This window comes from Streptomyces sp. NPDC001903, from assembly GCF_042891345.1.
GTDB lineage: Bacteria > Actinomycetota > Actinomycetes > Streptomycetales > Streptomycetaceae > Streptomyces.
Window position 1 is genome coordinate 672144 of the sequence record NZ_JBIASZ010000002.1, and the last position, 23898, is coordinate 696041.

23 protein-coding genes and 1 pseudogene are annotated in these 23898 nt (G+C 71.4%); 11 read left to right on the forward strand and 13 right to left on the reverse strand.

Annotated elements, in window-relative coordinates; all coding sequences use genetic code 11:
* Positions 1 to 155: 155 nt before the first annotated feature.
* Positions 156 to 2027: a protein kinase gene (locus tag ACFYZS_RS06675; protein WP_389007493.1), complete on the reverse strand. Its 1872-nt coding sequence runs from the start codon at positions 2025 to 2027 to the stop codon at positions 156 to 158.
* Between the two features lie 632 nt (positions 2028 to 2659).
* Here ACFYZS_RS06675 and ACFYZS_RS06680 point away from each other — a divergent pair.
* From ACFYZS_RS06680 to ACFYZS_RS06690, 3 genes are all read left to right on the forward strand, one after another.
* Positions 2660 to 3358, forward strand: a complete 699-nt coding sequence (locus ACFYZS_RS06680; RefSeq protein ID WP_389007494.1) for a hypothetical protein — start codon at positions 2660 to 2662, stop codon at positions 3356 to 3358.
* A gap of 87 nt (positions 3359 to 3445) precedes the next feature.
* Positions 3446 to 4057: a hypothetical protein gene (locus ACFYZS_RS06685; protein ID WP_389007496.1), complete on the forward strand. Its 612-nt coding sequence runs from the start codon at positions 3446 to 3448 to the stop codon at positions 4055 to 4057.
* 113 nt (positions 4058 to 4170) lie between these two features.
* Positions 4171 to 4503: a MazG-like family protein gene (locus tag ACFYZS_RS06690; protein WP_389007497.1), complete on the forward strand. Its 333-nt coding sequence runs from the start codon at positions 4171 to 4173 to the stop codon at positions 4501 to 4503.
* A gap of 112 nt (positions 4504 to 4615) precedes the next feature.
* Here the strand turns inward: ACFYZS_RS06690 and ACFYZS_RS06695 are convergent, their stop codons facing one another.
* Complete coding sequence (locus ACFYZS_RS06695) at positions 4616 to 5056, reverse strand: VOC family protein (RefSeq protein WP_389007499.1); 441 nt, start codon at positions 5054 to 5056, stop codon at positions 4616 to 4618.
* 127 nt (positions 5057 to 5183) lie between these two features.
* Positions 5184 to 7253 carry a phosphocholine-specific phospholipase C gene (locus ACFYZS_RS06700; RefSeq protein ID WP_389007501.1) on the reverse strand — a complete coding sequence of 690 codons (2070 nt, stop codon included), beginning with the start codon at positions 7251 to 7253 and terminating at the stop codon, positions 5184 to 5186.
* Between the two features lie 318 nt (positions 7254 to 7571).
* On the opposite strand from ACFYZS_RS06700, the pseudogene ACFYZS_RS06705 reads away from it, so the two are divergent.
* The 3 genes and pseudogenes from ACFYZS_RS06705 to ACFYZS_RS06715 all read left to right on the forward strand — a co-directional run.
* Positions 7572 to 8024: pseudogene (locus tag ACFYZS_RS06705) on the forward strand (DNA alkylation repair protein); the annotation flags it as partial.
* A 222-nt stretch (positions 8025 to 8246) separates the two neighbouring features.
* Positions 8247 to 8867: a GNAT family N-acetyltransferase gene (locus ACFYZS_RS06710; RefSeq protein WP_389007502.1), complete on the forward strand. Its 621-nt coding sequence runs from the start codon at positions 8247 to 8249 to the stop codon at positions 8865 to 8867.
* A 161-nt stretch (positions 8868 to 9028) separates the two neighbouring features.
* A complete protein-coding gene (locus tag ACFYZS_RS06715) occupies positions 9029 to 10720 on the forward strand; it encodes a PKD domain-containing protein (RefSeq protein ID WP_389007504.1) in 1692 nt (563 codons plus the stop codon).
* A gap of 109 nt (positions 10721 to 10829) precedes the next feature.
* On the opposite strand, the gene ACFYZS_RS06720 is transcribed toward ACFYZS_RS06715, so the two are convergent.
* Complete coding sequence (locus ACFYZS_RS06720) at positions 10830 to 10952, reverse strand: hypothetical protein (RefSeq protein WP_267501343.1); 123 nt, start codon at positions 10950 to 10952, stop codon at positions 10830 to 10832.
* A gap of 166 nt (positions 10953 to 11118) precedes the next feature.
* On the reverse strand, positions 11119 to 12000 hold the full coding sequence (locus ACFYZS_RS06725; protein WP_389007506.1) for a helix-turn-helix domain-containing protein: 882 nt from the start codon (positions 11998 to 12000) through the stop codon (positions 11119 to 11121).
* A 98-nt stretch (positions 12001 to 12098) separates the two neighbouring features.
* On the opposite strand from ACFYZS_RS06725, the gene ACFYZS_RS06730 reads away from it, so the two are divergent.
* Positions 12099 to 12848, forward strand: coding sequence for a dienelactone hydrolase family protein (locus ACFYZS_RS06730; protein WP_389007507.1), 750 nt, complete (start codon positions 12099 to 12101; stop codon positions 12846 to 12848).
* A 129-nt stretch (positions 12849 to 12977) separates the two neighbouring features.
* Here the strand turns inward: ACFYZS_RS06730 and ACFYZS_RS06735 are convergent, their stop codons facing one another.
* The 4 genes from ACFYZS_RS06735 to ACFYZS_RS06750 form a co-directional block, all read right to left on the reverse strand.
* The gene (locus ACFYZS_RS06735; RefSeq protein ID WP_389007509.1) at positions 12978 to 13172 is read right to left on the reverse strand and encodes an antitoxin; all 195 of its coding nucleotides are present in this window, start codon (positions 13170 to 13172) and stop codon (positions 12978 to 12980) included.
* 74 nt (positions 13173 to 13246) lie between these two features.
* Positions 13247 to 14758, reverse strand: coding sequence for a class I adenylate-forming enzyme family protein (locus ACFYZS_RS06740; protein ID WP_389007510.1), 1512 nt, complete (start codon positions 14756 to 14758; stop codon positions 13247 to 13249).
* A 64-nt stretch (positions 14759 to 14822) separates the two neighbouring features.
* On the reverse strand, positions 14823 to 15059 hold the full coding sequence (locus ACFYZS_RS06745) for a hypothetical protein (protein ID WP_389007512.1): 237 nt from the start codon (positions 15057 to 15059) through the stop codon (positions 14823 to 14825).
* Positions 15060 to 15211: 152 nt separating this feature from the next.
* The gene (locus tag ACFYZS_RS06750) at positions 15212 to 15853 is read right to left on the reverse strand and encodes a TetR/AcrR family transcriptional regulator (RefSeq protein ID WP_389007513.1); all 642 of its coding nucleotides are present in this window, start codon (positions 15851 to 15853) and stop codon (positions 15212 to 15214) included.
* Positions 15854 to 16038: 185 nt separating this feature from the next.
* Between ACFYZS_RS06750 and ACFYZS_RS06755 the strand changes: the two genes are divergently transcribed.
* Positions 16039 to 16884 (forward strand): alpha/beta fold hydrolase, encoded by an 846-nt coding sequence (locus ACFYZS_RS06755; protein WP_389007514.1) that lies wholly within the window; start codon positions 16039 to 16041, stop codon positions 16882 to 16884.
* A 21-nt stretch (positions 16885 to 16905) separates the two neighbouring features.
* On the opposite strand, the gene ACFYZS_RS06760 is transcribed toward ACFYZS_RS06755, so the two are convergent.
* Positions 16906 to 17289: a hypothetical protein gene (locus ACFYZS_RS06760; protein WP_389007516.1), complete on the reverse strand. Its 384-nt coding sequence runs from the start codon at positions 17287 to 17289 to the stop codon at positions 16906 to 16908.
* 96 nt (positions 17290 to 17385) lie between these two features.
* Between ACFYZS_RS06760 and ACFYZS_RS06765 the strand changes: the two genes are divergently transcribed.
* Positions 17386 to 17901 (forward strand): PadR family transcriptional regulator, encoded by a 516-nt coding sequence (locus ACFYZS_RS06765; RefSeq protein ID WP_389007517.1) that lies wholly within the window; start codon positions 17386 to 17388, stop codon positions 17899 to 17901.
* Between the two features lie 120 nt (positions 17902 to 18021).
* Here ACFYZS_RS06765 and ACFYZS_RS06770 read toward each other — a convergent pair whose 3' ends face one another.
* A complete protein-coding gene (locus ACFYZS_RS06770) occupies positions 18022 to 18672 on the reverse strand; it encodes a hypothetical protein (RefSeq protein ID WP_389007518.1) in 651 nt (216 codons plus the stop codon).
* A 386-nt stretch (positions 18673 to 19058) separates the two neighbouring features.
* Between ACFYZS_RS06770 and ACFYZS_RS06775 the strand changes: the two genes are divergently transcribed.
* Positions 19059 to 20774: a multicopper oxidase family protein gene (locus tag ACFYZS_RS06775; protein WP_389007519.1), complete on the forward strand. Its 1716-nt coding sequence runs from the start codon at positions 19059 to 19061 to the stop codon at positions 20772 to 20774.
* An 81-nt stretch (positions 20775 to 20855) separates the two neighbouring features.
* Here the strand turns inward: ACFYZS_RS06775 and ACFYZS_RS06780 are convergent, their stop codons facing one another.
* Entirely contained in the window at positions 20856 to 21383 is a 528-nt protein-coding gene (locus ACFYZS_RS06780) for a WhiB family transcriptional regulator (protein WP_389007520.1), read from the reverse strand.
* A 158-nt stretch (positions 21384 to 21541) separates the two neighbouring features.
* Positions 21542 to 22768, reverse strand: a complete 1227-nt coding sequence (locus tag ACFYZS_RS06785; protein ID WP_389007521.1) for an MFS transporter — start codon at positions 22766 to 22768, stop codon at positions 21542 to 21544.
* 203 nt (positions 22769 to 22971) lie between these two features.
* On the opposite strand from ACFYZS_RS06785, the gene ACFYZS_RS06790 reads away from it, so the two are divergent.
* Positions 22972 to 23733 carry a maleylpyruvate isomerase family mycothiol-dependent enzyme gene (locus ACFYZS_RS06790; RefSeq protein ID WP_389007522.1) on the forward strand — a complete coding sequence of 254 codons (762 nt, stop codon included), beginning with the start codon at positions 22972 to 22974 and terminating at the stop codon, positions 23731 to 23733.
* Positions 23734 to 23898 lie beyond the last annotated feature (165 nt).

The window sequence follows — 23898 nt, forward strand, 5'->3', positions numbered from 1 at the left end:
CGATTATGCCCCGCACGTTTGCGACTGACACACCCTCAAACGGCATATGGCAGCGACTGAGTTAAATGACAGAAATGGGCGATTTGCCCGTTTTGCCAACCATCGGACGGGGCCGGATCGGACCCGGACGGAGCCCGCGCCGAACCGCTCCCGCCTCAGCTCCGCTTCTTCGGCTCCTCGGCATTGCGCCACACCGTGAGGTCGAGCGTGATGTAGTTGCTCGGGTCGTTCGCTCCCGACTTGCCGCGGTACGTCACCACCGCGATGTGGCCGGCATCACTGAGCACGCAGATCTCCGACCCGTCCGTGAGCTGATCGAGGCCGATCTTCTCGGTGTACCGGGTCTCGGCGCGGCAGGTCTCCAGCGAACCCTTCTGCGAGTTGTTCAGCACGACCAGCTTGCCGTTGTCGGTCCCGACCTTCGTGTCCCCGAAGAGGGTGTCGAGGTAGAAGTAGACGTCCCCGTGGTTGTAGAGCACGCCGGCGTTGCCGCCGGTGGCCGGGCGCGGCGGGTTGTCGGCCAGCATGAGCTGGTAGTTGGCCGTCAGGTTGACGCCCTTGTACGAGACCGGCGCGGGGTCGGCGCGCTTGCCGCCCTTGTCCTGGGAGCCGCCGCCGGGGGTGCCGCTGCTCGTGCTGCCGCCTGCGCCGGACGAGCTGCCCTTGGCCTTGTCACCGGAGTCCGGGAGCAGGGAGCCGAGGACCGCGAGACCGATCACCGCGGCCACGACGACCCCGGCGATGATCGGCCCCTTCGACTTGCGCTGCGGCGCGGGGGGCGGGTAGCCGGGGTGGAATCCGGGCGGCGGCGTCTGGTAGCCGGGCTGGGTCGGGTAACCGGGCGGCGGCGTCTGGTAGCCGGGCTGGGTCGGGTAGCCGGGGGGCGGCGTCCGGTAGCCGGGCGGCGGGGTGTGGTGACCGGGCGGCAAGCCCGGAGCGGCGGGAGCGGTCGGTACGTGCGCAGACGCGGCGGGGGCGCTCTGCGTCGGCGCGGCCGCCACGCCGAGACCGGTCGGCGGGTACGGGGGCGCGCCCTGCGGCTGCGGCTGCGGCTGCGGCTGCGGGGAGAGTTCGGTCGGCGTCGGGGCCACGGCGGGCTGCGGCGGCGGGGTCTTCGCCGGTTCGGGCAGCTGGAGGCGCTCCGTGATGGAACCGGCGACCGCCTGCGGCAGCCAGTCCTCGCCCTGGCGGAGCGGGACCGGGGAGAGGTCGTGGCACATCCGGATCACCTCGGCCAGGTCGGGCCGGTCCGCCGGGTCACGGCTGAGGCACCGCGTCACCAGGGGCCGCAGCTCGTCCGGCAGCGCGCTGAGGTCGGGATCCTCGTGCACGATGCGGTACAGCACGGCGTGCGAGGAGCCCTCGCCGTAGGCGGGCGCGCCGATCGCCGCGTACGCCACGATCTGGCCGAGGGCGAAGATGTCGGTGCCGGCGGTGACCGTACCGGCGGAAGCCTGTTCGGGCGCCATGAACGCGGGCGTGCCGACGCTGACGCCGCTGCCGGTCAGGGAAGTGGCGTCCGCCGCGCGGGCGATGCCGAAATCGATCACGCGGGGGCCGTCGGCGGCGAGGAGCACGTTCGCGGGCTTCAGGTCCCGGTGGACGATGCCCGCGCCGTGGATGACGTGCAGCGCCTCGGCGACCCCGACGGCCAGCAGCAGCACACTGCGCAGCGGCAGCCGTCCGTACTGGGCCACGGCGTGCGCGAGGGAGGGGCCCGGTACGTAGGCGGTGGCCAGCCAGGGCTGGGTGCCCTCGGTGTCGAAGTCGATGACGGGTGCGGTGTAGAGGCCCTGCACGCGCTGCGCCGCCTTCACTTCCTGCTGGAAGCGCCGGCGGAACTCGGGGTCCTCGCTGAACTCGGGCCGGATCACCTTGAGGGCGATGGGCCGGCCGCCCGGGGTGTAGGAGAGGTACACCTTGCCCATGCCGCCCGCGCCCAGCACCGCGGTCAGCCGGTAACCGCCCACCGTGGCCGGGTCTTCGGGCCGGAGCGGCTGGAAAAGGTCGGTGGAAGGTGCACTCATGAAAATCCATCCCCTGTTACGGCGGTTCAGCACGCAGAAGCCCCGCTGAAGCCCCGAAGCCAACCGAGAGGGTACCCAACTTCACGGCCCGCCCCCGTCGCCGGTCGCCGTAACCCCGCCCGGGTGAAGGTCCTTGACGGATCGTGTGGAAGTTCCGTTCCCGACGTCCCGCGCCGAGTCCTCACCGCAGAACGCGGATCTCCGGCAGCGGCGGGGCGCTCTCTCAGTTCGGACGGCACGCCGGGACCGAGCAGGCCCTCTTCGACCAGTTCCCCGGCCGGGCAGAAGGCGTCGTCGAAGCCCAGGGCGATCTCGTCCGGCGGCACGTCGTGCTTCTCCAGCCAAGCAGCCTGCGCCGAAGGCGCCGCCGCCGCCACGGACAGCGCGTTGATCACCATGCGACGGCGCGGCGAAGGGCCGGGTGTCTCCACTCGCCCATCGCGCCACGCCTCCTTCCCCGGCCGGCGAGCCGGCCCCCGGCCGCCAGGGGGCGGCCGAACCGAAGGCCCGGCCCCCCCGACGCCCCGGCGGTCACCCGATCGGCCGCACGGAGCGGTGGGGGCGGCCGTGGGGGATGCAAGGCTGGAGACAGGCCCCCAGCCGAGGCCGGGTCGGATGAGGAGGCATTGCCGGTGCCTGGTCTGGATTCCCTGGTGTCGTTCGCGCCGTTCTTCGTGCCCGTGATCACCGGCTTGGTGGGAGGGGTCAGCCTCGTCCTCAGGGACCGCCGCGAGGCGCGGAGCGCGGACCACCACTACCGCAAGAGGCTGGAGAAGGCCCAGCTGGAGGTCCAGTTCATCACCGGCTGGATCGAGGCCAAGAAGCTGGCCCCGAGCGGGGCTCCCGACCCGGAGCCGGGCCACTGGCTCGACGAGTGCTACGCATCGGTACGAAGCTTCGAGGCCGCGGCGCGCCGCCGCAGCGGGGGGCCGGGGAGGCTGCGGCGGCTGCTCCTGCTCCGTACGCTGCACGGCGCCCCGGCGAAAGCCGTACGGATCCTGTACTGGCTGGCCCTCCTCGCGTTCAACGCGACCCTCGCCTGGTGGGTGAGCATGATCGTCGACGGTCCCCCCGCCTTCTTCGGGCAGGACGCGGAGTCCCAAGCCGACGATGTCGACGCGGTCCTGGGGGTGGCGGGCTGCTTCCTGCTGGTGGCGGTCGTCCTGTGGGCGTGGACGGTGCATCTGGACGCCTCGGAGCCGTCGGAGGGCTACCCCTCGCGGATCGACTCGGCCGCGTGGGCGGCGCGGGAGCGCGAGCGGGGGCGCGCCGCGGGCGGGAAGCCGGACGACGGACCGGCCGGCGGATCGGACGACACCGCAGGAGGCTGAGAAGATCCTCAGGTTCACCCGGACACACCACCACCACTCCCCCGTGGTCGGCGCCTTCCCCACCACGACCAGCCAGGAGGCCACGACGTGACGACCACGACGACGACCGCGTCCGCGCGGGCGTACGAGTCCCGGGTCGCGCGCCTGATCACCGATGGACTCGACCCGAAGACGTGGATCATCGCCGACACCGTCCTGATCGGCTGGCACAGCGGCCGCCTGGCCGGGATCGGATGGGGCCTCCTCGGCTGCCTGTTCGCCGCCGTCATCCCCCTGGCCTTCATCAAGTACGGGATACGGCGCGGCCGCTGGGCCGACCGGCACGTCGGTCCGAGGCGCCAGCGCGTCATCGTGCTGAGCTTCGTCAGCGTCTCGGTCGCCACCGGCATCACGCTGCTGTGGGCCTTCGGCGCCCCCCGGACCATGACCGCGCTGGTCTCGGCCATGCTGGCCACCCTGGTGGCCCTCCTCGCCGTGACCCCCGCCTGGAAGATCAGCGTGCATGCGGCCGTCTCCTCCGGAAGCATCCTCCTGCTCGCCATGACGGCGTACGGGCCCTGGACGCTCCTCGCGTACCCCCTGGTCGCCGTCGTCGGCTGGTCCCGGGTGGAGCTGGGGGACCACACACTCGCCCAAGTCCTCGCGGGCGCCGCGGTGGGCGGGGCCGTGGCGGCCGGTACGTTCGCGCTGGTCCGGTAGGCGGCGCGGGCTCCTTCGCGAAAGGGGCGTGCGAACACGGCATCCGCACGCCGTCCGATTCGTTCACAGGACCAGGACCGCGAACGGACGCAGCCGGACGAAGGGGAACCACCGTGGAGAAGAACGCCTGGACCATCACCGGGGAGCTTGCCGTCTTCCTCGACGAAGCCGCCGCCCATGTCCCCGCCGAGCAGCGCCGGGTACTGCAAGTGCTCAAGATCGGGGAGGAGTTCGGCGAGGCGGCCCAGGCCGTCATCGGCGCCACCGGCACCAACCCCCGCAAGGGGCTCTCCCATTCGTGGCGGGATGTGGAGGCGGAGGTCTGCGACGTACTGGTGACGGCGATGGTGGCGCTGCACCGGCTCGGCGTCGCCGACCCGGCCGCGATGTTCACCGCGCACCTGCAGAAGACCGCCGCCCGCACCCTGGCCGCCCGGGAGGGCTGAGCGTGTGGATCCCCGAGAGGAACCCGAGCACGACCGGCATGCCTTCAAGCACCGAGGCGCCGGCGGGACTCACACCTCCGCACCCCTCGCCTGAACATCGGCGTCGGCTACCTCATGACGCGCCCTGGCCGAAGTCGGGCAGGACCAGCGAGCCGTCCTCGGTCAGGGTGAAGCCGGGGTTGTGGGCGACTTCCCAGGCATGGCCGTCGGGGTCCGTGAAGACACCGGAGTAGAAGCCGATCGCATTGAGGGCGGCGGGCCGGGTGACGGTGCCGCCGGCCTGGGCGGCCGCGGCGACGACGGCGTCCACCTCGGCGTCCGTACGCACGTTGTGGGCCAGCGCGATACCTCCGAACCCGGCCTGCGGGACGTCGGGAAAACCGCAGTCCGCGGCCAGTTTCCGGCGGTCCCACAACACCAGGGCGAGGCCGCCCGCCTGGTGGAAGACCGTCTCCTCCACCTCGGTGCCGCGCCAGCCGAGCGCCTCGTAGAAGGCCTTGGCCCGGGCGAGGTCGGCGACGCCCAGGGTGACCAGGCTGATCCGCTGTTCCATCGCGCCACCGTAGCGGGCCGGAGCGGGCCGCGCTCGCAGGCGTACCGCGAGCATGGCCCGTACCGCGAGCGGCCCCGTACCGCGGAGGGTTCCGCGGAACGGGGCTCCGGTCGGCGGGACCGGTGCGTCAGGAGCCCTGCTCCGTCAGGATGCCCGGGTCCGAGAGGCCGGCCGCGCCGGTCTCGACCTTGCCGGCGAAGCGGCGGCCGAAAGCGGGGGCTTCGGACGCGGTGACGGTCACGTCGTACCAGCGTCGCGTGTTCCGCAGCGGAACGCTGTAGGTGATGGTGGCGCCCTTGGCGACGGTGAGCCGCTTCGGTCCGCCACCGTAGGCGTTGGTGACCGTGAGCGTCGCGGTCGACGCGCCGGCGTTGGTGAGCGTGAGGTCCAGGTTCCCGGTGGAGGCGTTGTGGCGGGCGGTGACCTCGGGGCCGGGGGTGGTGCCGGGATTGCGGAAGCCGCGCAGGAATCCGTTGGGGCCGTGGACCGTCAGGTCGGTGACACCGGCCGAGTAGACGGTGTTCCAGGTGTCCGAGATCGACTTGCCGGCCTCGGTGGTGTAGGTCCAGGGGGCGTCGGTCCGGTTGGCGGAGGTGACGTAGAACTGCGCGCCCAGGTCGGGGCCGCCGCTGAACGTCAGCCGGAACTTGCCCTCGCCGGTGAGGGCGGCGCCGTCCACGTACGGCGCGTACCTCAGCGGACGGGTGTTGCACAGCCCCTTCTCCTGGCGCGGCATGGCCCCCACGGCCGGCGGGGTGGCCAGGAAGTTGGGGTGGCGCTCGCGGTCCTGCGGCTCCCAGAGGCCGGTGTCGGGCAGGCGGACCTCGTCGGTGTCCGTACGGCCGAAGTCGAAGGCGGAGGTGAGGTCACCGCAGACGGCGCGGCGCCAGGGCGAGATGTTGGGCTCCTGCACGCCGAAGCGCTTCTCCATGAAGCGGATGACCGAGGTGTGGTCGAAGGTCTCGGAGCAGGAGTAGCCGCCCTTGCTCCACGGGGAGACCACCAGCATCGGCACGCGCGGGCCCAGACCGTACGGACCGGCGACGTAGCCGGCCTTGCCGGGGAAGACGTCCAGTGTGGTGGAGACGGTCGACAGGCCCTGGTTGGCGTTGGCGGGGGCGTACGGCGGGACGACGTGGTCGAAGAAGCCGTCGTTCTCGTCGTACGTGATGAACAGCGCGGTACGGGCCCACACGTCGGGGTTGGACGTCAGCGCGTCCAGGACCTGCGCGATGTACCAGGCGCCGAAGTTGGCCGGCCAGTTGGAGTGCTCGCTGAAGGCCTCGGGGGCGGCGATCCAGGAGACCTGGGGCAGGGTGCCGGCGGCGACGTCGGCGCGCAGCTTGTCGAAGTAGCCCTCGCCCGCCTTGGCGTTGGTGCCCGTACGGGCCTTCTCGTACAGCGGGTTGCCCGGCTGCGCGCTGCGGTAGTTGTTGAAGTAGAGCAGCGAGTTGTCGCCGTAGTTGCCGCGGAATGCGTCGTTGATCCAGCCCCAGGAACCGGCGGCGTCGAGGCCGTCGCCGACGTCCTGGTAGACCTTCCAGGAGACGCCGGCCGCCTCGAGGCGCTCGGGGTAGGTGGTCCAGCTGTAGCCGGCCTCGGCGTTGTTGAGGACCGGGCCGCCGCCCTTGCCGTCGTTGCCCGTGTGGCCCGACCAGAGGTAGTAGCGGTTCGGGTCGGTCGAGCCGATGAAGGAGCAGTGGTAGGCGTCGCAGATCGTGAACGCGTCGGCGAGCGCGTAGTGGAACGGGATGTCCTCGCGCGTCAGGTGGGCCATCGTGGCCGGCGTCTTGGCGGGCACCCAGTTGTCGTACTTGCCCTTGTTGAAGGCGCTCTGGCCGCCCGCCCAGTCGTGGTTGAGCCCCTGGAGGTACTCCATGCCGAGGTCGTCGGACGGCGGCCGGAAGGGCAGCGTCTCCTTGCCGGCGTTGTCGGTCTGGTGCCAGACGGACTTCCCGCTGGGCAGGGTCACCGGACGCGGGTCCCCGAAGCCGCGGATGCCGCGGAGCGCACCGAAGTAGTGGTCGAAGGAACGATTCTCCTGCATCAGGACCACGACGTGCTCGACGTCGGCGATGGTCCCCGTCGTCCCCTGCGCGGGGATGGCGGCGGCGCGCGCGATGCTGTCGTTGAGCAGGGTCAGGGCGGCGGCGCCGCCGGTGAGCTGGAGGAAACGGCGGCGGTTCAGTTCTGCCATGGCGAGAGTGACCTCTGCTTTTGATCGAGGAGTGCTTGAGCGCACTCAGAACAGCGTGCCGGGACTACCGGAGAGGGAGCCTGACGTGACGGCGGCGGATACGCCAGACGAACGGCAGTCGGATTCCGCAGGAGTTCGGCCATTCCCGGTGGGCGATGCGCGTGGTGCCGCGAGGGGTCGACGGGTCTCGCGGGGCAGGGCCGCGATCGGCGCCGTACGCATGGCGTGCACGTCAGGGGACGGACCTCCGCCCTAGGCTGAAACTCGCACGCGACGGACACGGAGGCTGCGGTGACCGAGACGACGGCGGCCGAGGTGATGGCCGAGCCGGCCGCACTCGAGGACCCAAGGACACGGGCGGTGAAGGAGAAGCACGGCGACGACCACGGCGTGACCTCGGCAAGCTGCGCGCCGTCGCGAAGCGGCTGAAGCGGCTGAAGACAGCAGGAACTCGCCCGCGGGCTGTGGGAGACGGATGACGGCGCGGCGAGACTGCTGGCGATCCTGATCTGCCGACCGAAGGCGTTCGAGCGCGATCAGCTGGACGTCATGCTGCGCGAGGCCCGCACGCCCAAGGTGCACGACTGGCTCGTGAACTACGTGGTGAAGAAGAACCCGCACGCGGAAGAGCTGCGGCTGTCCCGGCTCGCCGATCCCGATCCGGTGGTCGCGAGCGCCGGCTGGGCGCTGACCACCGAACGCGTGGCGAAGAAGCCCGAGGGTCTCGACCTCGCAGGACTGCTCGACGTCATCGAGGCGGAGATGGCAGACCGGGATCGAGCACGCGGTGCACCGCGCCCGCGCCGCCGCCAACAGGACCGGACGACGGCTTGACCGGCGGGGAGCCGGTGCGACCTGCCCGCCGACGGTGCCCGCCCTGCGCACAATTCACGCCAACGAACATCTATACTTAGGCCAGCCTAACCTAACCAATTTGCGGGCCGGTGTGCTCATCGCCGTCCAGACCCGCCGTCACGAAGGAACCGAGACCGCATGAGACCCGAGTCCACCGTCCTCCCCACCCCGCGCGCCGACGTCTACACGGAGACCGTCGAAGGCTTCGGCACCGTCCGCATCACTCCCGTCGATCCGGCGGCCGACTCGGCCGTGCTGCACGCCTGGGTCGTCGAGGAGCGCGCCGAATTCTGGGGCATGAACGGCGCCGGGAGGGAGCTGGTGCAAGAGATCTACGAGGACGTGGACCGCCGGGACACCCATCACGCGTACCTGGTCCGGCTGGACGACGAGCCGGTGGCCCTCTTCCAGACCTACCAGCCGGAGGAGGACCGGGTCAGCGAGTGCTACGAGGTGCGGGAGGGCGACATCGGCGTCCACATCATGCTCGCGCCGATCGCCGACCGGCCGCGCCCCGGCTTCAGCCGTACCCTCATCGACTCGCTCATCCGCTTCGCGTTCCGCGACCCGGCCGTCCGGCGCGCGGTGGGCGAGCCCGACGCGCGCAACGAGAAGGCCGTCGCGCTCCTGGGCCGCATCGGCTTCGTCCGGCAGGGCGAGATCACCCTGCCCGAGATCGACCTGCCGGAGATCCACCTCCCCGAGAAGCGGGCGGTGCTGGCATTCCTCGACCGCCCGGAGTGGCTCCCCACCCCCTAGGGAGCGCCCAGCGGCCGCGGTCATCGCGTGCCCGACGGCGCTTCGACACCTCGCGCAGCAGGGGTAAATCCGATCGGGCACGGACGAATGGGCATGTAATCTGACCGGGACTTTTCGAACAGATTCAGCACATTGGGGGGCCGGTGCACCGTCACCGCGTCATGATTTCCGCTGCCGTCGTCGCGGCAGCCGTCGGCTTCGTACCCGTCACGGCACAGGCGGCCGGACCGTCCGCCGGTACCGGGCGGGCGGCGACCGCCGCCTCGCCGGCCGCCGCGGCCGCTTCCGCGCAGGACACCTCGGCCCAGGACGCCTCGGCCCAGAAGGCCGCCAAGGAGGCCGCCGCCGAGGACGTCGCCGCGAAGCTCGCCGCCGCCAAGGCCCCGGCCGGGGCGCCGAGGGCAGCGGCGCGCGCTCAGCGCAGCGAGTACTTCGAGGTGGGCATGGGGACGTCCACGTCCTACGCGCACACCGTCGGACTGGCGACCTCCGTCGCCACCGACCTGGCCAACAGCCATGTCCGGTACGACGTCGACTGGGGCGACGGCACCAAGGACGACGAGAGCGGTCCGGCCGCGGAACTCGTGTACGTGAAGCACAGGTACGCCGAGGTCGGCTCCCACAAGATCACGATCACGGCGACCGACATCGTCACCAAGCTCACCTCCACCACCACCAAGGACGTCGTCGTGGACGGCTCCGAGTTCACCCCGCACGCGCCCACGCGCCTCCTCGACACCCGCGACGGCACCGGCACCGGCACCTCGGCCGGCCGTCCCGTCGCTCCCTACGCCACGACCCGGGTGAAGGTCGCCGGCAACGCCGGCATCCCGGCCGGGGTGACCGCGGTGGCCCTGAACCTCACGGCCACCAACACCTCGGCCGGCGGGCACGTCATCGCGTACGCCTCCGGCAAGCAGCAGCCGACCACCTCGAACGTGAACTTCGCCGCGGGGCAGACCGTGCCGAACCTGGCCGTCGTGCCGGTCGGCGAGGACGGGTACGTCGAGCTGGCCAACCGCAGCGAGGGCTCGGTGGACCTGATCGCCGACGTGACGGGCTACTTCACCCGCTCCGCCGCCGGCGGATACACCTCCGTCAAGCCGTCCCGGCTCGTCGACACCCGGCAGGGGCTGGGCACGGCCGCCGCGGGCCAGGTCGCCGGTCAGGCCACCTTCGGCGTCCAGATCGCCGGCCAGGGCGGGCTGCCGGCCAAGGGGGTCACGGCCGTGGCCCTCAACGTCACGGTGACCGGGCCGAAGGACGCCGGGCACCTGACGGTGTTCCCGAGCGACCAGCAGGCGCCGTCCACGTCGAGCGTGAACTTCGCCGCCGGGCAGACGGTCGCCAACTCGGTGATCGTGCCGGTCGGACCGGACGGCAGGATCAACGTGCGCAACGGAGCCTGGAGCCCGGCCGACGTGATCGTGGACGTCACCGGCTACTACAGCGCCGACGGCAAGGCCGCGTACCTGCCGATGGAGCCCCAGCGCATGTACGACTCGCGGACCTCCCGCCTGCCGCTCGACGGCCAGAGCTACCACCACGAGTCGGTCTGGACTTCGGGCAGGGCGCTCGAGGCCCTCGTACTCAACACGACGGTGACCAACCCGCGGGGCAGCGGCCACCTCTCCGTCGCTCCGGACCCGAACACCCTCCAGGACTACATCGACGGCAAGGCGGTCCGGCCGACGCCGCCGGACTCGTCCGTCCTGAACTGGACGAAGGACGCCACCGTCGCGAACCTGGTCCAGGTGAGCACCGGCAGCACCGGTGTCGTCGACTTCTGGAACCGGGGCTGGGAGCAGACCGACCTGATCGTCGACCTGTACGGCATGTACGACAGGAACTGAGGCCCCCGAACGCCGCGGCCGCCGCCCCCCGGAGGGGCGGCGGCCGTCGTCGAGTCCCCTGCTCCCGACGCGCGCACCGCCGCTCACCCACCGGCCCGCCCGCCCGGCGTCAGCGGCGGTCGGATCCGCCTTCCTCGCGACGCCTGCGGCGGTTTCGGCCGAGGGCCCCCGCCAAACCGATCAAACCGCCTGAGATCGCGCCGGCCACGAGGATGCGCAGCAGGTCTTCCATCGAGTACTCCTCCTCCGGGCCGGGTTCACCGTTGCGGTCGCCCGTCGCGGTCGCCCGTTGCCCGTTGCCCGTTGCCCGTTCCCCGTGCTCGGGTGCCTGATCAACTACGAGCGCAGACACTATCGACGCGCGCGCGGCATGGCTTGGACAAATTTGACCTCGCGCTTCACAAGGCGAGCGCTCCCTCCGTCACGCGCGTGACCGCCATCCGGCCGGGAGTGGTTTCGGCCAGGGCTCGGAACTCGCGGTTGAGGTGCGCCTGGTCGTAGAAGCCACAGATCTCCGTCACTTCCGTCAGATTCACGCCCTCGCGGGTGAGCAGCCTCGCCGCCCGGTGGAAGCGCAGCACGCGAGCGGACATCTTGGGCGTCAGGCCCACCTGTTCGGTGAACCTGCGGACCAGATGACCCTGGCTCCAGCCCACTTCGGCCGCGATCCGGCCGATCGCGATCGCCCCGCCGGTGCGGGAGAGGAGCTGCCAGGCGTGGCTCACCTCGGGCGCCGGATCCGGGCCGCGCGCGATACGGGCCGACAACGCGGTGTCCAGGAGGTCGAACCGGGCTCCCCAGTCGGTGGTGGCCGCCAGCCGCTCCGCCAGTACTGCGGCCTCGGGCCCGAGGACGTCGCACAGCCCGACCACCCGGTTGGTCAGCTCGCTCATCGGCAGCGCGAACAGCCGGTAGGCGCCCAGCGGGGTCAACTCGAGCCGGATCGCCTCCTGTCCACCCGGATGGTCACACACCCGGGGTCCGTCCTCCAGCCCCGCGACCAGCGAGCCGGTGACCTGGCTGTTCGGGCTCGGGTCGTGTCCCAGTCGGCGCACCTGGGTGAACGGCTCCCCGAGATTGACCACCACGACCGCTCGGCCCGTCGGGACCAACCGCACGCGGTAGGGCGTGACCGCCGCCTCCCAGTAGCCGGCGTAGCTGTGCACGAAGGGGCGCAGCAGGGGAGGCCACGGGCGGGTCACCCGCCACCGGCCGCCCACCCGGGTCATCGCGACTTCCCGGCCCGCCGTGCCCGTGACCATACCCGTGTTCGCGCCCACCTGCGTACCCCCCTCCCGCCTCCCGTGGCGACGGGGAGCTGGCTGTGGCGCCGCGCCCGGTGATCTACTGGCGTCAGTCCAGGGAAGGAAGATCCATCATGCCCACGACGACGTTACAGATTCCCACCACGGACGGCCAGGCCGACGCCTTCGCCGCCTTTCCCGACGGCGGCGGGCGCCACCCCGGGGTGCTGCTGTACACGGATGCCTTCGGTCTGCGGCCCGAGTTGGAGGAGAAGGCCCGCGAACTGGCCGGCCACGGCTACTACGTGCTCGTCCCCAACGTCCACTACCGGCACGGCCCGGCACCGGTGATCGAACTCCCCGAGCACATCACGGCGGAGAACCGGCCCGCGCTCTTCGGCCGGCTGATGCCCCTGATCGAGGCGCACACCGCCGAACGCGCCCTGCGCGACGCCGATGCCTACGTCAGGTTCCTCACCGCCCGGCCCGAGGTGAGCCCCGGACCGATCGCCGCGATCGGCTACTGCATGGGCGCCGTCCTGGCCATGCGTACGGCAACGGCCCACCCCGACCAGGTGGCCGCCGTCGCCGGATTCCATCCCGCCCCCTTGGTCACGGACGCCCCGGACAGCCCGCACCGTCTCGTCCCGAAGCTCACCGCCGAGGTCCACCTCGGCCTCGCCGAGAACGACATGCGGCCCGAGGCGATCACCGAGTTGCGCCGGGCCCTGGACGCCGCGGGCGTCGGCCACGCCATCGAGCTCTACCCCGGCACGGTCCACGGCTTCACCATGTCCGACACCGCCGCCTTCGACCCCTCCGCACTCCAGCGCCACTGGGATCGTCTGCTCCCCCTCCTGGCCCGCACCCTGGGCGGCAGCTGAGCTTCCGGACAGGGCCCGGCGCGAAGGCGCCGTGGCGCTGCACGCGCGCCGTACGGCCCGGTGCTCCGGCGGGAGCACCGGGCCGTCGCGGATCCCGCCGCGGGGCAGGCGGGACTTTGCGGACACGCCCTAGGGCTGCGGCGGGCGGTCCTGGGGCTTGTCCGTTCCCAGCTGCTCGTTGATCTTCTGCTGGGCCATGTCGACCTGACTCTGGTACTTGTTGCCGGTCTTCGCGTCGACGGCGTCGCCGGCCTTCTCGACCCCTTGTCGGGCTACGTCCTCATGGCCCTTGAGCAGGCCCTTGAGCTTGTCAAGCATCGACATCACGGCCTCCTTGGAGATGCTGGCGCATCCAGCATCCCGAGATCCACCGTGATCCGCATCCCGAGCGGCCCGACCTACCCGGCCGATGCGGCCTGTCCGGCGGCCCGTTCCCGCAGCCGCCGCTTGTCCGGCTTGCCCCGGTCGGTCAGCGGGAGGGCCGCCTCCCAGAAGACGGCGGTCGGACGGTGGGCCGGAGCCAGCGCCTCGGCCACCAGCCGGCACGCCTCGGCGGCCACCGCGCCACTCGGCGCGTGACCCGGCGCGGGCACCAGGAAGGCGCACACCTCCTCGCCGGTGAGATCGTCGGCCCTGCCCACCACCGCCGCCTCGGCCACCGCGGGATGCCGGGTCAGAGCCGCCTCGACCGGACCGCAGTAGATGTTGACCCCGTCCACCATGACCACGTCCTTCACCCGGTCGTCGAGGTAGAGGTACCCGTCGGCGTCGAAGTGGCCGAGGTCCCCGGTCCTGAGCCAGCCGTCCCTCATCACCTCGGCCGTCAGGCCGGGCTGGTTCCAGTAGCCGGCCATCGTCATCGAGGACCTCACCCACACCTCCCCGGTGCTTCCCGGCTGCCGCTCGGCCCCGTCCCGATCGCGCACCTGTACGTCCACACCGGGCGCGGGGCGGCCGACGGACCCCAGGAGGTACGGCCGGTCGCCCACCCCGGCGTCGTGGTCGGCCGGCGAGAGCCTGCAGATCACGCCTGCCTCGTTCATCCCGTAGCCCTGCCGCCACCTCGGCCGCGCACCCCAGCGCGTCAGCGCCTGCCGCAGCCGCTCCGGATGGATCGGCGAGTTGCCGTACGACACCTGGGCCAGACCCGGCACGCCGTCGGCCGTCGCGGGATCGTCCAGCAGCCGGTACACCATCGGGGGCGTCAGGTACGTGGACACGGGCGCCAGGCGCCGGCAGGCGGCGGCGAATTCCCCCGTGCCGAAGGGGCCGAGGATCTCCACCCGGCCTCCTGTGCGCAGGTGCTCCAGGCACCGGCCCCCGGAGCGCTGCGCGAGCGAGGTCACCGACAGGTAGACCGACTCGGGAGGGCCTCCGCCGCTGCCCCGCGTGTCGGTGCGGCCCGCCATCGCGGCGAACGTGGAGGCCACCCCCTTGGGCCTGCCCGTCGTACCGCCGGTGTACGTCACACGCGCCACGTCGTCCTCACGCGCCCGCACGGGCACGGGCCGGCCGTCCCGGGCCCGGGCGAGCCGCGTCAACTCCGCAAACCCCATGCGCGCCACCCCGGTGTCCGGCACCGGGGTGTCGTGCACCACCAGGGCCGGTGCGCAGTCGCGCAGCATGAAGTCCAGGCCGTGGGTGGCCGGGCCGACGACCACCTGGGTCAACCGCGCGCCCAGGACGTGCGCGGCCAACCGCACCAGCAGCGCCTCGGGCCGATTGCCGTCCGTCACACAGGCCAGACCCGTTCCGCGCGCCACTCCCAGCTCCCCGAGCACCCTGGCCAGCCGGTACGTATCGGTCAGAACTTCGGAGAACCCCATGACGACGGGCCCGGCGCCGATCGCGGGCCGCCCCCCGTTCCGCTCGAACGCACCGATCAGGTCGGCGACATACCGCGCGCCCATCGCTCCCACCGCCTCCGCGCCCGTCCCGCGCCCCGGCCAGTGTCCCGTCGGGCCCCGACGGCAGCTAGTGCGGAGTCCAGTTGAACTTGCCGCCCCCGACCCAACGGACCTCGTCCAGGTCGTCGAGGTCGTGGATCGGGGTCCCCGCCTCCGCGGCGACCAGCAGCACGTCCGTCATCGACATCGCCCGGCCGACGAATTCTCCGTCGACTTCCACGATGCGAAAGGGCGGGTTGCCCGGCTGGACGCCCAGTACGGTGATCCGCGCCGGGGAGAGGTGAGGTGTCGATCCTTCGGTCATGCGGAAACGGTTCCACGCCGGGACCCGTGGCGCGCGCGGAGACACGTCCGGAGGGGCCGATCGGCTTCCTGTCGGTGCGGACCCGTACGGGCGATGAGCCGAATGGCCGCGGCGCCCGGGTGGCGCGGCGGCCGGTACCGGCGGGGAGGCTCCTACCCGTGTGCGGCCGCGCGGACGGCAGCCTCGGTCAGCGTCCTCGCCGTACGGGTGGCGCTGGCGATGGCCGCGTCGGGGGTGAGTCCGCAGAGGTCGGTGAGGCTGAACAGGGCCTCCGCACTGACGACCACCGCGAGGTCGCGCTTGAGCTGGGCGAAGGCCTCCGGATGCGCCGCCCCCCAGGTGTCCTGGAGCGGGACGAGCGCCTCGTCGATGAGGCCGAAGCGGATGCCGGGCCGCCCCGAGGCCGCCTCCGGGCGGGTGATGGTGGCGGCGATCATGGCGCGCACCGCGCCTTGGCGGGCGAGGACGCCGCGCAGCAGGAACTCGCAGGCGAAGGCGATGCGTTCGACGGGGTCCCGGGAGCCCTCGACCGGTCGGAGCGCGTCGACGGGCGCGGGCCAGACACCGGCCAGTGCCTCGCCGATCAAAGACGGAAGGTCGGGGAAGTACCGGTAGGCAGTGGCGTCGGAGACCAGGGCCGCGCGGGCGATCGCGGGCATGGTCACCTCGCCGCCGGTCGCGATGAGCTCGCGGGCGGCCTCGACGATCGCCGTACGGGTGCGCTTCTTCTGGTTGCTGCGCCCCGAGTCCGTCTCCGCCATCGCCATCCGTACGTCCCGTCCTCGTCCTGACACCCCCACTTTACCATCTTGGGCTCTCATCGTGAGAGTCCACTTGCATAAAGAGAGCCACCCTCCTAGTCTCGTGAGAGCGAACTCTCACGAAAGGGTGAGGAGATGTCCGAGGTCTCCGTGGCCCGAGCACCGCCCCCGCCCCCGCCCCCGCCCCCGCCCCCGCCACAGCATCCGAAGGACATCCCATGACCGGCACCGTCCACGTCCACACCCTCTCCGTCCCCACCGGCGCCCGGCAGGCCACTCTCGACGTCACGGTCGGCCGACAGGGCGACCAGGGCCGGCCCTTCCTCCTCCTGCACGGCGGCGGCGGCCCCCAGACGGTCACCCCGTTCGCCGGACTGCTCGCCGGACAGCGCCCGGCCAGGGTCTTCACCCCGGTCCACCCCGGCTTCGCCGGCACCGCCCGCCCCGATTGGCTGACCGACGTCCCCGCCCTCGCCCGCGCGTACGCGTGCCTGCTCGACGAACTCGGCCTCACGGACGTCACCGTCGTCGGCAACTCCATAGGCGGCTGGATCGCCGCCGAGCTGGCCCTGCTCGGCAGCGCGCGCATCAGCGGCGTCATCCTCGTCAACGCCGTCGGCATCGAGGTCCCCGGACACCCCGTCGCCGACGCCCTCTCCCTCTCCCCCGCCGAACTGTCGCGGCTCGCCTTCCACGACCCCGCGAAGTCCGCCGTCGACCTCGACGCCCTCCCCGAGGCCGCCCGTACGGCCATCGCCGCCAACCGCGCCGCCCTGCAGGCCTACTCGGGCCCGCACGCCATGGCCGATCCCGCCCTCCGCGCACGCCTCGCCGAGATCGCGCACCCGGCCCTCGTCGCCTGGGGCGAGAGCGACCGGGTCGTGGACACCGAGTACGGGCGTGCGTACGCGGCCGCGATCCCCGGGGCCCGGTTCGAGCTCCTCCGCGGCACCGGCCACATGCCCCAGATCGAGACCCCCGAGCAGCTCCTGCCCGTGGTCTGGGACTTCGCCGACGCCCGCGCCCGGAACCACGGCCACGCCGCGGACCGGGCGAGCTCCTGACGCCGGCGGCCAACCGGTCGCTCAGCCGAAGAAGCCCACGATCCGGGCGATCCGGTCGTCCGGCGTGAACTCGACGAAGTCGCGTCCGGGCAGCTCCCGGCCGTAGTCCACGCCCGCGACGACCATGGGCTCGGGAGCCGTCATCAGCCAGCTGAACGCGCCGACGCCGTGGTGGGTGTCCAGGCCGCCGGTGGCGCGCAGGGCGTACCCGGGAAACCGCTCCGCCGTGCCCAGGATGAGCTCGACCATGCCCTTGATGCCGACGACGGTGTCGGTCACCGGGTCGATGTAGGTGCTCTCCTCGGTCCAGCAGCGGGCGAGGGCCGCCGCGATGGCCTCGGCACCGTCCGCGCTCCACGCCGCCGCATAGTCGGCGATCGCCCGCTGGCGTTCCATGACAGCCATGCCCATTCCACCCCTGACTAGTCCAGTCTTGAATAGGTATCCGTCACGGTAGGACGCCGTTTCGAAACCAGTCAAGACCGGACTAGGCTGACGGGCATGTCAGTTGGCGGATACCTGGTGCTGGGCCTGCTGCTCGACGGTCCCGCTTCGGGCTACGAGCTCGGTGCGCGGGCATCCACTGCGGTGGCGTACTTCTGGCCGATCACGCGGTCGCACATCTACGCCGAGCTGCCCAAATTGGTGGAGCGCGGGCACGCCACGGTCCGGCACGTCGCCCAGGAATCGGCGCCGGACAAGCGGGTCTACACGGCCACCGACGCCGGACTGCACGCCTTTCGGGGCTGGCTGGACGGCTTCGACACGGTCTCCGAGCGCGCCCGCCAACCACTGCAGATCCAGCTGCACTTCGCGCAGCACACCAGTGCGGGGCATCTGCTGGGACAGCTCGACCGGTGGGAGGCGGAGCTGCGCCACACCCTCGTGGTGTGCCGGGAACTGCTCGCCGACTACGCCGGCCACCCCGGCCGAAGCCTGACCGCACGGTTCGCCGTCAACCGCGCCGAGGCGGACCTCGAGTGGATCGCCGAGGCCCGGGCGGCACTCGCGGACTGACCGGGCACGGGCACGGGCCGGGCACGGGCCGGGCACGGGCACGGGCCGGGCACGGGCCGGACCGCGACGCGTGGACGCCGGGCCCGGCCGCCGGGCCCGGAGAGGAAGCCCCCGACAGCGTCAGCAGGTCACGGTCAACGCGAACGCGCTGTCCACCGGCGTGCCCTGCAGGTCGTAGGTCTGGATCCCCATGTCGCCGTCCACGCCGTCACTCGTGGTGAAGTGGCGCGGCGTCCGGAAGAAGGTGGCGTTGCGCGAGCAGTAGGCGATGCTGTGGTTGAAGGTGAAGCCGTACTGGCCGACCCCCTCGCGCCACACCCGGACCACATCGGACGGGGGGTCGACCACGGTGGTGCCGTCCGCGTTGACGTAGATGTTCTCCGACGCGGTGCCGGTCGGCCCCTGGGGCCCCCGCGGCCCTTCGGGGCCCCGAGGCCCTTCCGGCCCCCGGGGCCCTTCAGGTCCCTGAGCGCCGGTGGCCCCGGTCTGACCGACCGGGCCCGCGGGGCCGACCGGTCCCTGCGGGCCTTCCTCGTTCCACTCGAGCGGCGTTTCGAAGGAGTGGCACGCGCCGTCGAACTCGGTGAGGAGCCGCACCGTCCCCGTGTACGCGTTGGCACAACCGCGGATGACGACGGGGTCCGCCCGCGGCGTCGCGGCCTGCGCGGAACAGGTGGATCCCGCCAGGCCGATCACGGCGCCTGCGAGGCAGGCGGCGGCGCGCGACCGGGAGATTCCCTTGGGGCTGCGGCGATGCGACGTATCGGACATGCGTTCCCACCTCGATCTCGGGTTCGATGAATGACGACACGTCAGTGTCGGCAGCCGAGGAACTCCGTGCCGGGAATTGGTCCACTCGTGGGCGCCGACGGCGTCCTGGCGAATATCCACCAAATCTGCCCATTGAGTGGCTTTCGCCGGACCGGACCGGCGCGCTGGGGCCACGCCGTATACCGCCTCTGTATCCCTGGAGCGTCACACGAGGCGAGGGAAGGCGGGAGACGATGGTCGGGCGAAGGAGATTCCTCATGGCCTGAGCCATGGGGGGTGCGGTCACACTTTCGCGTGGGGTGCTGGGGACACCGGCGCGTGCGGACGGCCACGGTCACGGGTCCTCGGACACCGTGGTGCCGAAAACCCCTCCGCTGACGAAGTTCGTGGACCCGCTGCCCACGCCGCTGACGGCCGTCCCCGACCCCTCCGTCTATCCGGGCGCCGACTACTACGAGATCACGATGCGCGAGGGTTCGTGGCGCTTCCACCGGGATCTCGGGCCGGCGACCGTGTGGGGTTACTGGGCCGCCGATCCGCGCGATCCTCGCAAGCCCATCGGCATGGGCTATCTCGGGCCGACCATCAGCGTGAACAAGGACCATCCGACGGTCGTCAAATACCGCAACGAGCTGCCGACTACCCATCTCTTCCAGTTCGTGATCGACGCAATCCGCAACGGTGACCCGCAGCTCACCCCGATCCCTCCGCCGCCCTACAAGCCCCACCGGCCCTTCCCCCGGAACGTCAACGTGTGGAACGTCGTGCACCAGCACGGCGGTTTCACGGCGCCGCAGTCCGACGGCATGCCGCTGCACTCGTTCAGCCCGGACGGCATCCACGCCGAGGCCTACACCACGCTGGACCCGAAGCGGGTCAAACCGAACGAGGCGATCTGCGCCTACACCAACCACGAGAACGCGGCCATGCTCTGGTATCACGACCACGGCATGGGGATGACCAGCGTCAACGTCTATGCGGGTCTTGCCGGCCTCTACCTCGTTCGCGACCCCGCCGACAAGCGGTTCGGGCTGCCGGAGGGCGAGTTCGAGGTCCCCCTGATCCTCCAGGACCGGACCTTCAACGCCGACGGCTCGCTCGCCTACACCATGACCCTGCAGCAGGGCGAGGACACCCCGGTGGTCAACGGGAAGGCGTACCCCTTCCTGGCCGTCGAACCGCGACGCTACCGGCTCCGCATTCTCAACGCTTCGAACGAGCGTTTCTGGCGGCTCAACTTCACCGTTCCCGTGGACGTGCTGCCGCAGCCCACGCTGCCGTTCTGGCTGATCGGCACGGACGGCGGCTTCCGCACCCCGCTGCGCATGCTGAACTTCCTGATCGGGCCGGCCGAACGGTACGACCTGATCGTCGACTTCGGCAAGATGCCCATCGGCACCGACGTCACGTTGACGAACTACAACGCGCCGGTCCACTTCCCGGGCGGCGACGGCCCGGAAATCTCGGACATCATGCGTTTCAAGGTCACCAAGCCCTTGTCCCGAGGCGGCGACACGTCGACAGCGCCCACGGAACTCCGGCTGCCGGCGGTCGAACCCATCAGGCCGAAACCGCACACCCGTCGTCGGGAATGGGTGCTGTACCAGCACAAGCTGTTCAGCACCATGACGTTCAACGCGGTGCCGTTCATGGAGCCGTCCGAAGACTTCATCAAGGCGGGCTCGACCGAGATCTGGGAGTACATCAATCCCAACCACGACGCCCACCCGATGCACGTGCACCTCGTCAACTTCCAGGTGTTGAACCGGCAGCCGATCGATGCGGCGGGCTACCAGGAGCAGTACGAGAAGTGGATCGACGGCGGCCGCAAACCGGAGGACAGGCCGGTGCTGGGGAACTACCTCACCGGACCGCCGATTCCGCCGGACCCGGACGAAGCACATTCCGACAAGGACACGGTCAAGTCCTATCCGGAGACGGTGACCAGGATCATCATCCGGGAATTCAACCCGCCGACGGACACGATCGCGTCGATCCCGGGAAGCGGCACCGAATTCCCCGCGCAGTACGTCCACCACTGCCACATCCTCGAACACGAGGACGACGACCTGATGCGCCCCTGGACGATCGTCCGCGACTGACGGGACGGGCCGCGGGCCGGGCGGGCCGGACGGGACAGGCGGGCGGGGCGGGGCGGGGCGGGGCGGGGCGGCGGAGCCGGTTCAGCGCCGGCCCTTGGGGCAGTGCCGCTCCATGAACGCGAGGAACGCCTGCGACCTGGCGGCCATCGCCCGGGCCGCCTGGACCTCGCTCGACGTCAATTGCAGCGCGCCTGCGACGCGTTCCGCGTTCCAGCCCATGCGGAAGAGGCTGTCCACCACGGCGGGCCGCAGGGCCTGGACCACCTGCGGCTCCTCCCCCGAGACCACGGCCCGGGCCAGCTCCGTACCCTGTTCCATCCGGGCCAGCTGCATCCGCATCCGGCGCCGCTCGAGCGGTGTGGTGCCGCCCCAGATGCCGTCGCTCTCGTCCGAGCGGACGGCTATCGCGAGACACTCCTCGCGCACCGGGCAGCCGGCGCACAGCTCCTTGGCCGCCCTGATCTGGATTTCGCTCAACGGCACGCCGTACGCCGGGAAGAACAGGGCCGGGTCTGCGTTCCGGCAGGCCGGTGCGGACAGTCCGGGCAGGACCGCCGGGGAACCCGCCTCGATCGCGCTCCGCCCGCGCTGGACAACCGGACGTGTCACAGTGAATCCCCTATCGGTTCGATCACTTCAGGGAAGCTCCCTACAGAGGAAACGTCGGATGTCCGGGAGGAGTTCAGAACACTTGCCTTCGTGCCCGTCGGCTCCCGCTCCGCTACGGAGCGTCGACGTCGACGGCCGAGGAGTACGAGCGGTGGCGGTCAGGGTGTGGAGCGGGTCCGAGAGGCGAGGGTGACGGCGACGGACACCGCCGCCAGTACGGCGATCGCGTCGCCGGGGGTGAGGTACTGCGCGACGGCGCCACCGATCGCGGCCCCGATGCCCTGCCACGCCATGCGGCCGGCGGATTCGACGCCCTGGACCTGCCCGCGGACCGGGTCGGGGGTCAGCGCGAGAAGCCGCTCCTGGAGCGGCAGGGTGGCGGCGAATCCCGCCCCGGACGCGAACACCGCGGCGATCAGCACCGGCACGGGTGGGTCGAAGCCGAACAGCAGGTACGGGGCCGCGAGCAGCAGCCTCAAGGCGAACGCGCAGCGGTGCCGCCGGGCGGCGGTGAGCAGCCGCCCGACCGCCAGGTCCCCCAGGAGCATGCCGGCGGATCCCGCGGCCAGGAGGCCGCCCGCGTGCTCGGGCGCGTAGGAGATGAACAGGGCCTCGCATCCGACGATCAGGCCGTTGGGGACCCACAGGTTCAGCAGGAGCCTCCGGCGGCCCTTCTGCGAGAAGAGCTCGATGTTCGTCGTCCAGGTCCGGCGCAGCCCGGGTCGCCGGGTCAGCCGGATGGACCGTTCCCTGACCGTCGCCGCGACGGCTGCCAGGCCGAGTCCGGTCAGCACGGCGGCGACGGCGAAGACCTGCTGCGGGCTCAGGTGACGCAGCAGTACGGCGCCGAGGGCGAAGCCGAGGACGGCCGTGCCGCCCGAGGTGATGTTCATCAGCGAACGGGCCAGTGCGTACGTCGAGGTCGGCACCACTTCCGCGAGCAGTCCCATCCGCGTTCCGGTGCCGAGGGCCTGGAAGAAGCCCAGTACCAGGAGGAGGGCGAACCGGGCGGGCAGCGGCAGCCCCGGAACCGCTTGCGCGGCGACGCCCGCCAGTGCGGCGCACTGGAGGGTGACCAGGGTCCGGCGCGGCCGGCTCCCGTCGGCGACCGACATGAGCGTCAGGGCGCCGAGCACCGTCGCGAACGTGGCGCCGTACATGCTCACGGCGGTCAGGAACGGTGACGCGGTCTGGTGGTGGACGAGCGTGCCGAGCGCGAAGCCCGACAGGGTGCTCGCGGCGACGGTCAGGGTGAAACCTGCGTACAGGCCGGCGAACTCGCGGTTGCGGAGCAGGGAGCGGTAGCCGGTGGCCGGCGCAGTGAGGGGCGGGCTGGTGGGCAGGGCGGTGGGCGGAGCGGTGGGTTCGGCAGGGGAAGAAGGCATGAAAAAAGCCTCCGGACACACCCGCAGGGGCGCCGAAGGCCAACGTGATCATTCTAGCAGGCGGCGTCGGGGCGGACGCGGGGGCCGGAAGTTGACATCCGCGGGGCTCGAGAATTACCTTCACCATTACTTAAGTATCTAAATCATATACGTCCTCAAGCATCCGCACCGCCGGGCAGCACCACCAGACGAAGGGCCCCCACATGAACCCCGCCCAGCACGGAGCGGCCGTCGCCGCCGAGGCAGCCGCATTCGTCGCCACGGTCAAGGCGGCGGACCTCTCCACCCCCGTGCCGACCTGCCCCGGCTGGACCCTCGCCGACCTCACGCAGCACGTGGGCAGCGTCCACCGCTGGTTCACCGAGCTGCTCCGTCGGCGCGTCCAGCAGCCGCCGACCAGCCGCGACGTGGACCTGCGCCTGCCGGAGGACCGCGAAGGCCTCCCGGACTGGCTGGCCGCGAGCGCCGCGGAGGCCGCCGAGGTGTTCGCCGCCACCGACCTGGACGCGCCGATGTGGGCCTGGGGAGTCGACCAGCACGCCCGGTTCTGGGTCCGGCGCATGCTCTTCGAGACCCTCGTCCACCGGGCCGACGCGGAGCTCGCGCTCGGGATCTCCCCGCACATCGACCGCGCACTGGCGGTCGACGGCATCGACGAGTTCCTCACCAACCTGCCGTTCGCGTCCCCCTTCGCGCCGCTGACCGCCCAGCTGCGGGCCCCCGACCGTGCGATTCGCTTCAGCTGCACGGACGGCGAAGGCGACTGGCTGGTCGGCCTGCGCCCCGACGGCTTCGCGCTGGTGGCCGACCAGGCCGAGACCCGTGCGGCGGACGCCACCGTACGCGGCACCGCCGAGGACCTGCTCCTGCTGCTGTACGGCCGCTCGGACCGCCAGAGCAACGCGTTCCACCTCCTCGGCGACCAGGACCTGATCACCCATTGGTTCACCCACTCGGCCTTCTAGGTGTGCAACTGCCGCAGCTCGATTACACCGGGGTCTGGGCCTTCTGCTTGAGGCGTTCGTAGGGTGTTTTTTTGGCCGCCGAGGGAGCCATGGGGGCGGTGGTAGTTGTAGTAGTCCTCCCACTCGCGGAGTTTGTCGTTGAAGACGCCGGTGTCATCGATGACT

Bases quoted from the DNA above. Each gene is read 5' to 3' on its own strand.
- ACFYZS_RS06765 (WP_389007517.1), top strand. From the start codon at position 17,386: ATGTCAGTTGGCGGATACCTGGTGCTGGGCCTGCTGCTCGACGGTCCC.
- ACFYZS_RS06755 (WP_389007514.1), top strand. From the start codon at position 16,039: ATGACCGGCACCGTCCACGTCCACACCCTCTCCGTCCCCACCGGCGCC.
- ACFYZS_RS06760 (WP_389007516.1), bottom strand. From the start codon at position 17,289: ATGGCTGTCATGGAACGCCAGCGGGCGATCGCCGACTATGCGGCGGCG.
- ACFYZS_RS06720 (WP_267501343.1), bottom strand. From the start codon at position 10,952: ATGGAAGACCTGCTGCGCATCCTCGTGGCCGGCGCGATCTCAGGCGGT.
- ACFYZS_RS06790 (WP_389007522.1), top strand. From the start codon at position 22,972: ATGAACCCCGCCCAGCACGGAGCGGCCGTCGCCGCCGAGGCAGCCGCA.
- ACFYZS_RS06740 (WP_389007510.1), bottom strand. From the start codon at position 14,758: ATGGGCGCGCGGTATGTCGCCGACCTGATCGGTGCGTTCGAGCGGAAC.
- ACFYZS_RS06695 (WP_389007499.1), bottom strand. From the start codon at position 5,056: ATGGAACAGCGGATCAGCCTGGTCACCCTGGGCGTCGCCGACCTCGCC.
- ACFYZS_RS06745 (WP_389007512.1), bottom strand. From the start codon at position 15,059: ATGACCGAAGGATCGACACCTCACCTCTCCCCGGCGCGGATCACCGTA.
- ACFYZS_RS06735 (WP_389007509.1), bottom strand. From the start codon at position 13,172: ATGTCGATGCTTGACAAGCTCAAGGGCCTGCTCAAGGGCCATGAGGAC.
- ACFYZS_RS06785 (WP_389007521.1), bottom strand. From the start codon at position 22,768: ATGCCTTCTTCCCCTGCCGAACCCACCGCTCCGCCCACCGCCCTGCCC.
- ACFYZS_RS06770 (WP_389007518.1), bottom strand. From the start codon at position 18,672: ATGTCCGATACGTCGCATCGCCGCAGCCCCAAGGGAATCTCCCGGTCG.
- ACFYZS_RS06675 (WP_389007493.1), bottom strand. From the start codon at position 2,027: ATGAGTGCACCTTCCACCGACCTTTTCCAGCCGCTCCGGCCCGAAGAC.
- ACFYZS_RS06715 (WP_389007504.1), top strand. From the start codon at position 9,029: ATGATTTCCGCTGCCGTCGTCGCGGCAGCCGTCGGCTTCGTACCCGTC.
- ACFYZS_RS06710 (WP_389007502.1), top strand. From the start codon at position 8,247: ATGAGACCCGAGTCCACCGTCCTCCCCACCCCGCGCGCCGACGTCTAC.
- ACFYZS_RS06700 (WP_389007501.1), bottom strand. From the start codon at position 7,253: ATGGCAGAACTGAACCGCCGCCGTTTCCTCCAGCTCACCGGCGGCGCC.
- ACFYZS_RS06730 (WP_389007507.1), top strand. From the start codon at position 12,099: ATGCCCACGACGACGTTACAGATTCCCACCACGGACGGCCAGGCCGAC.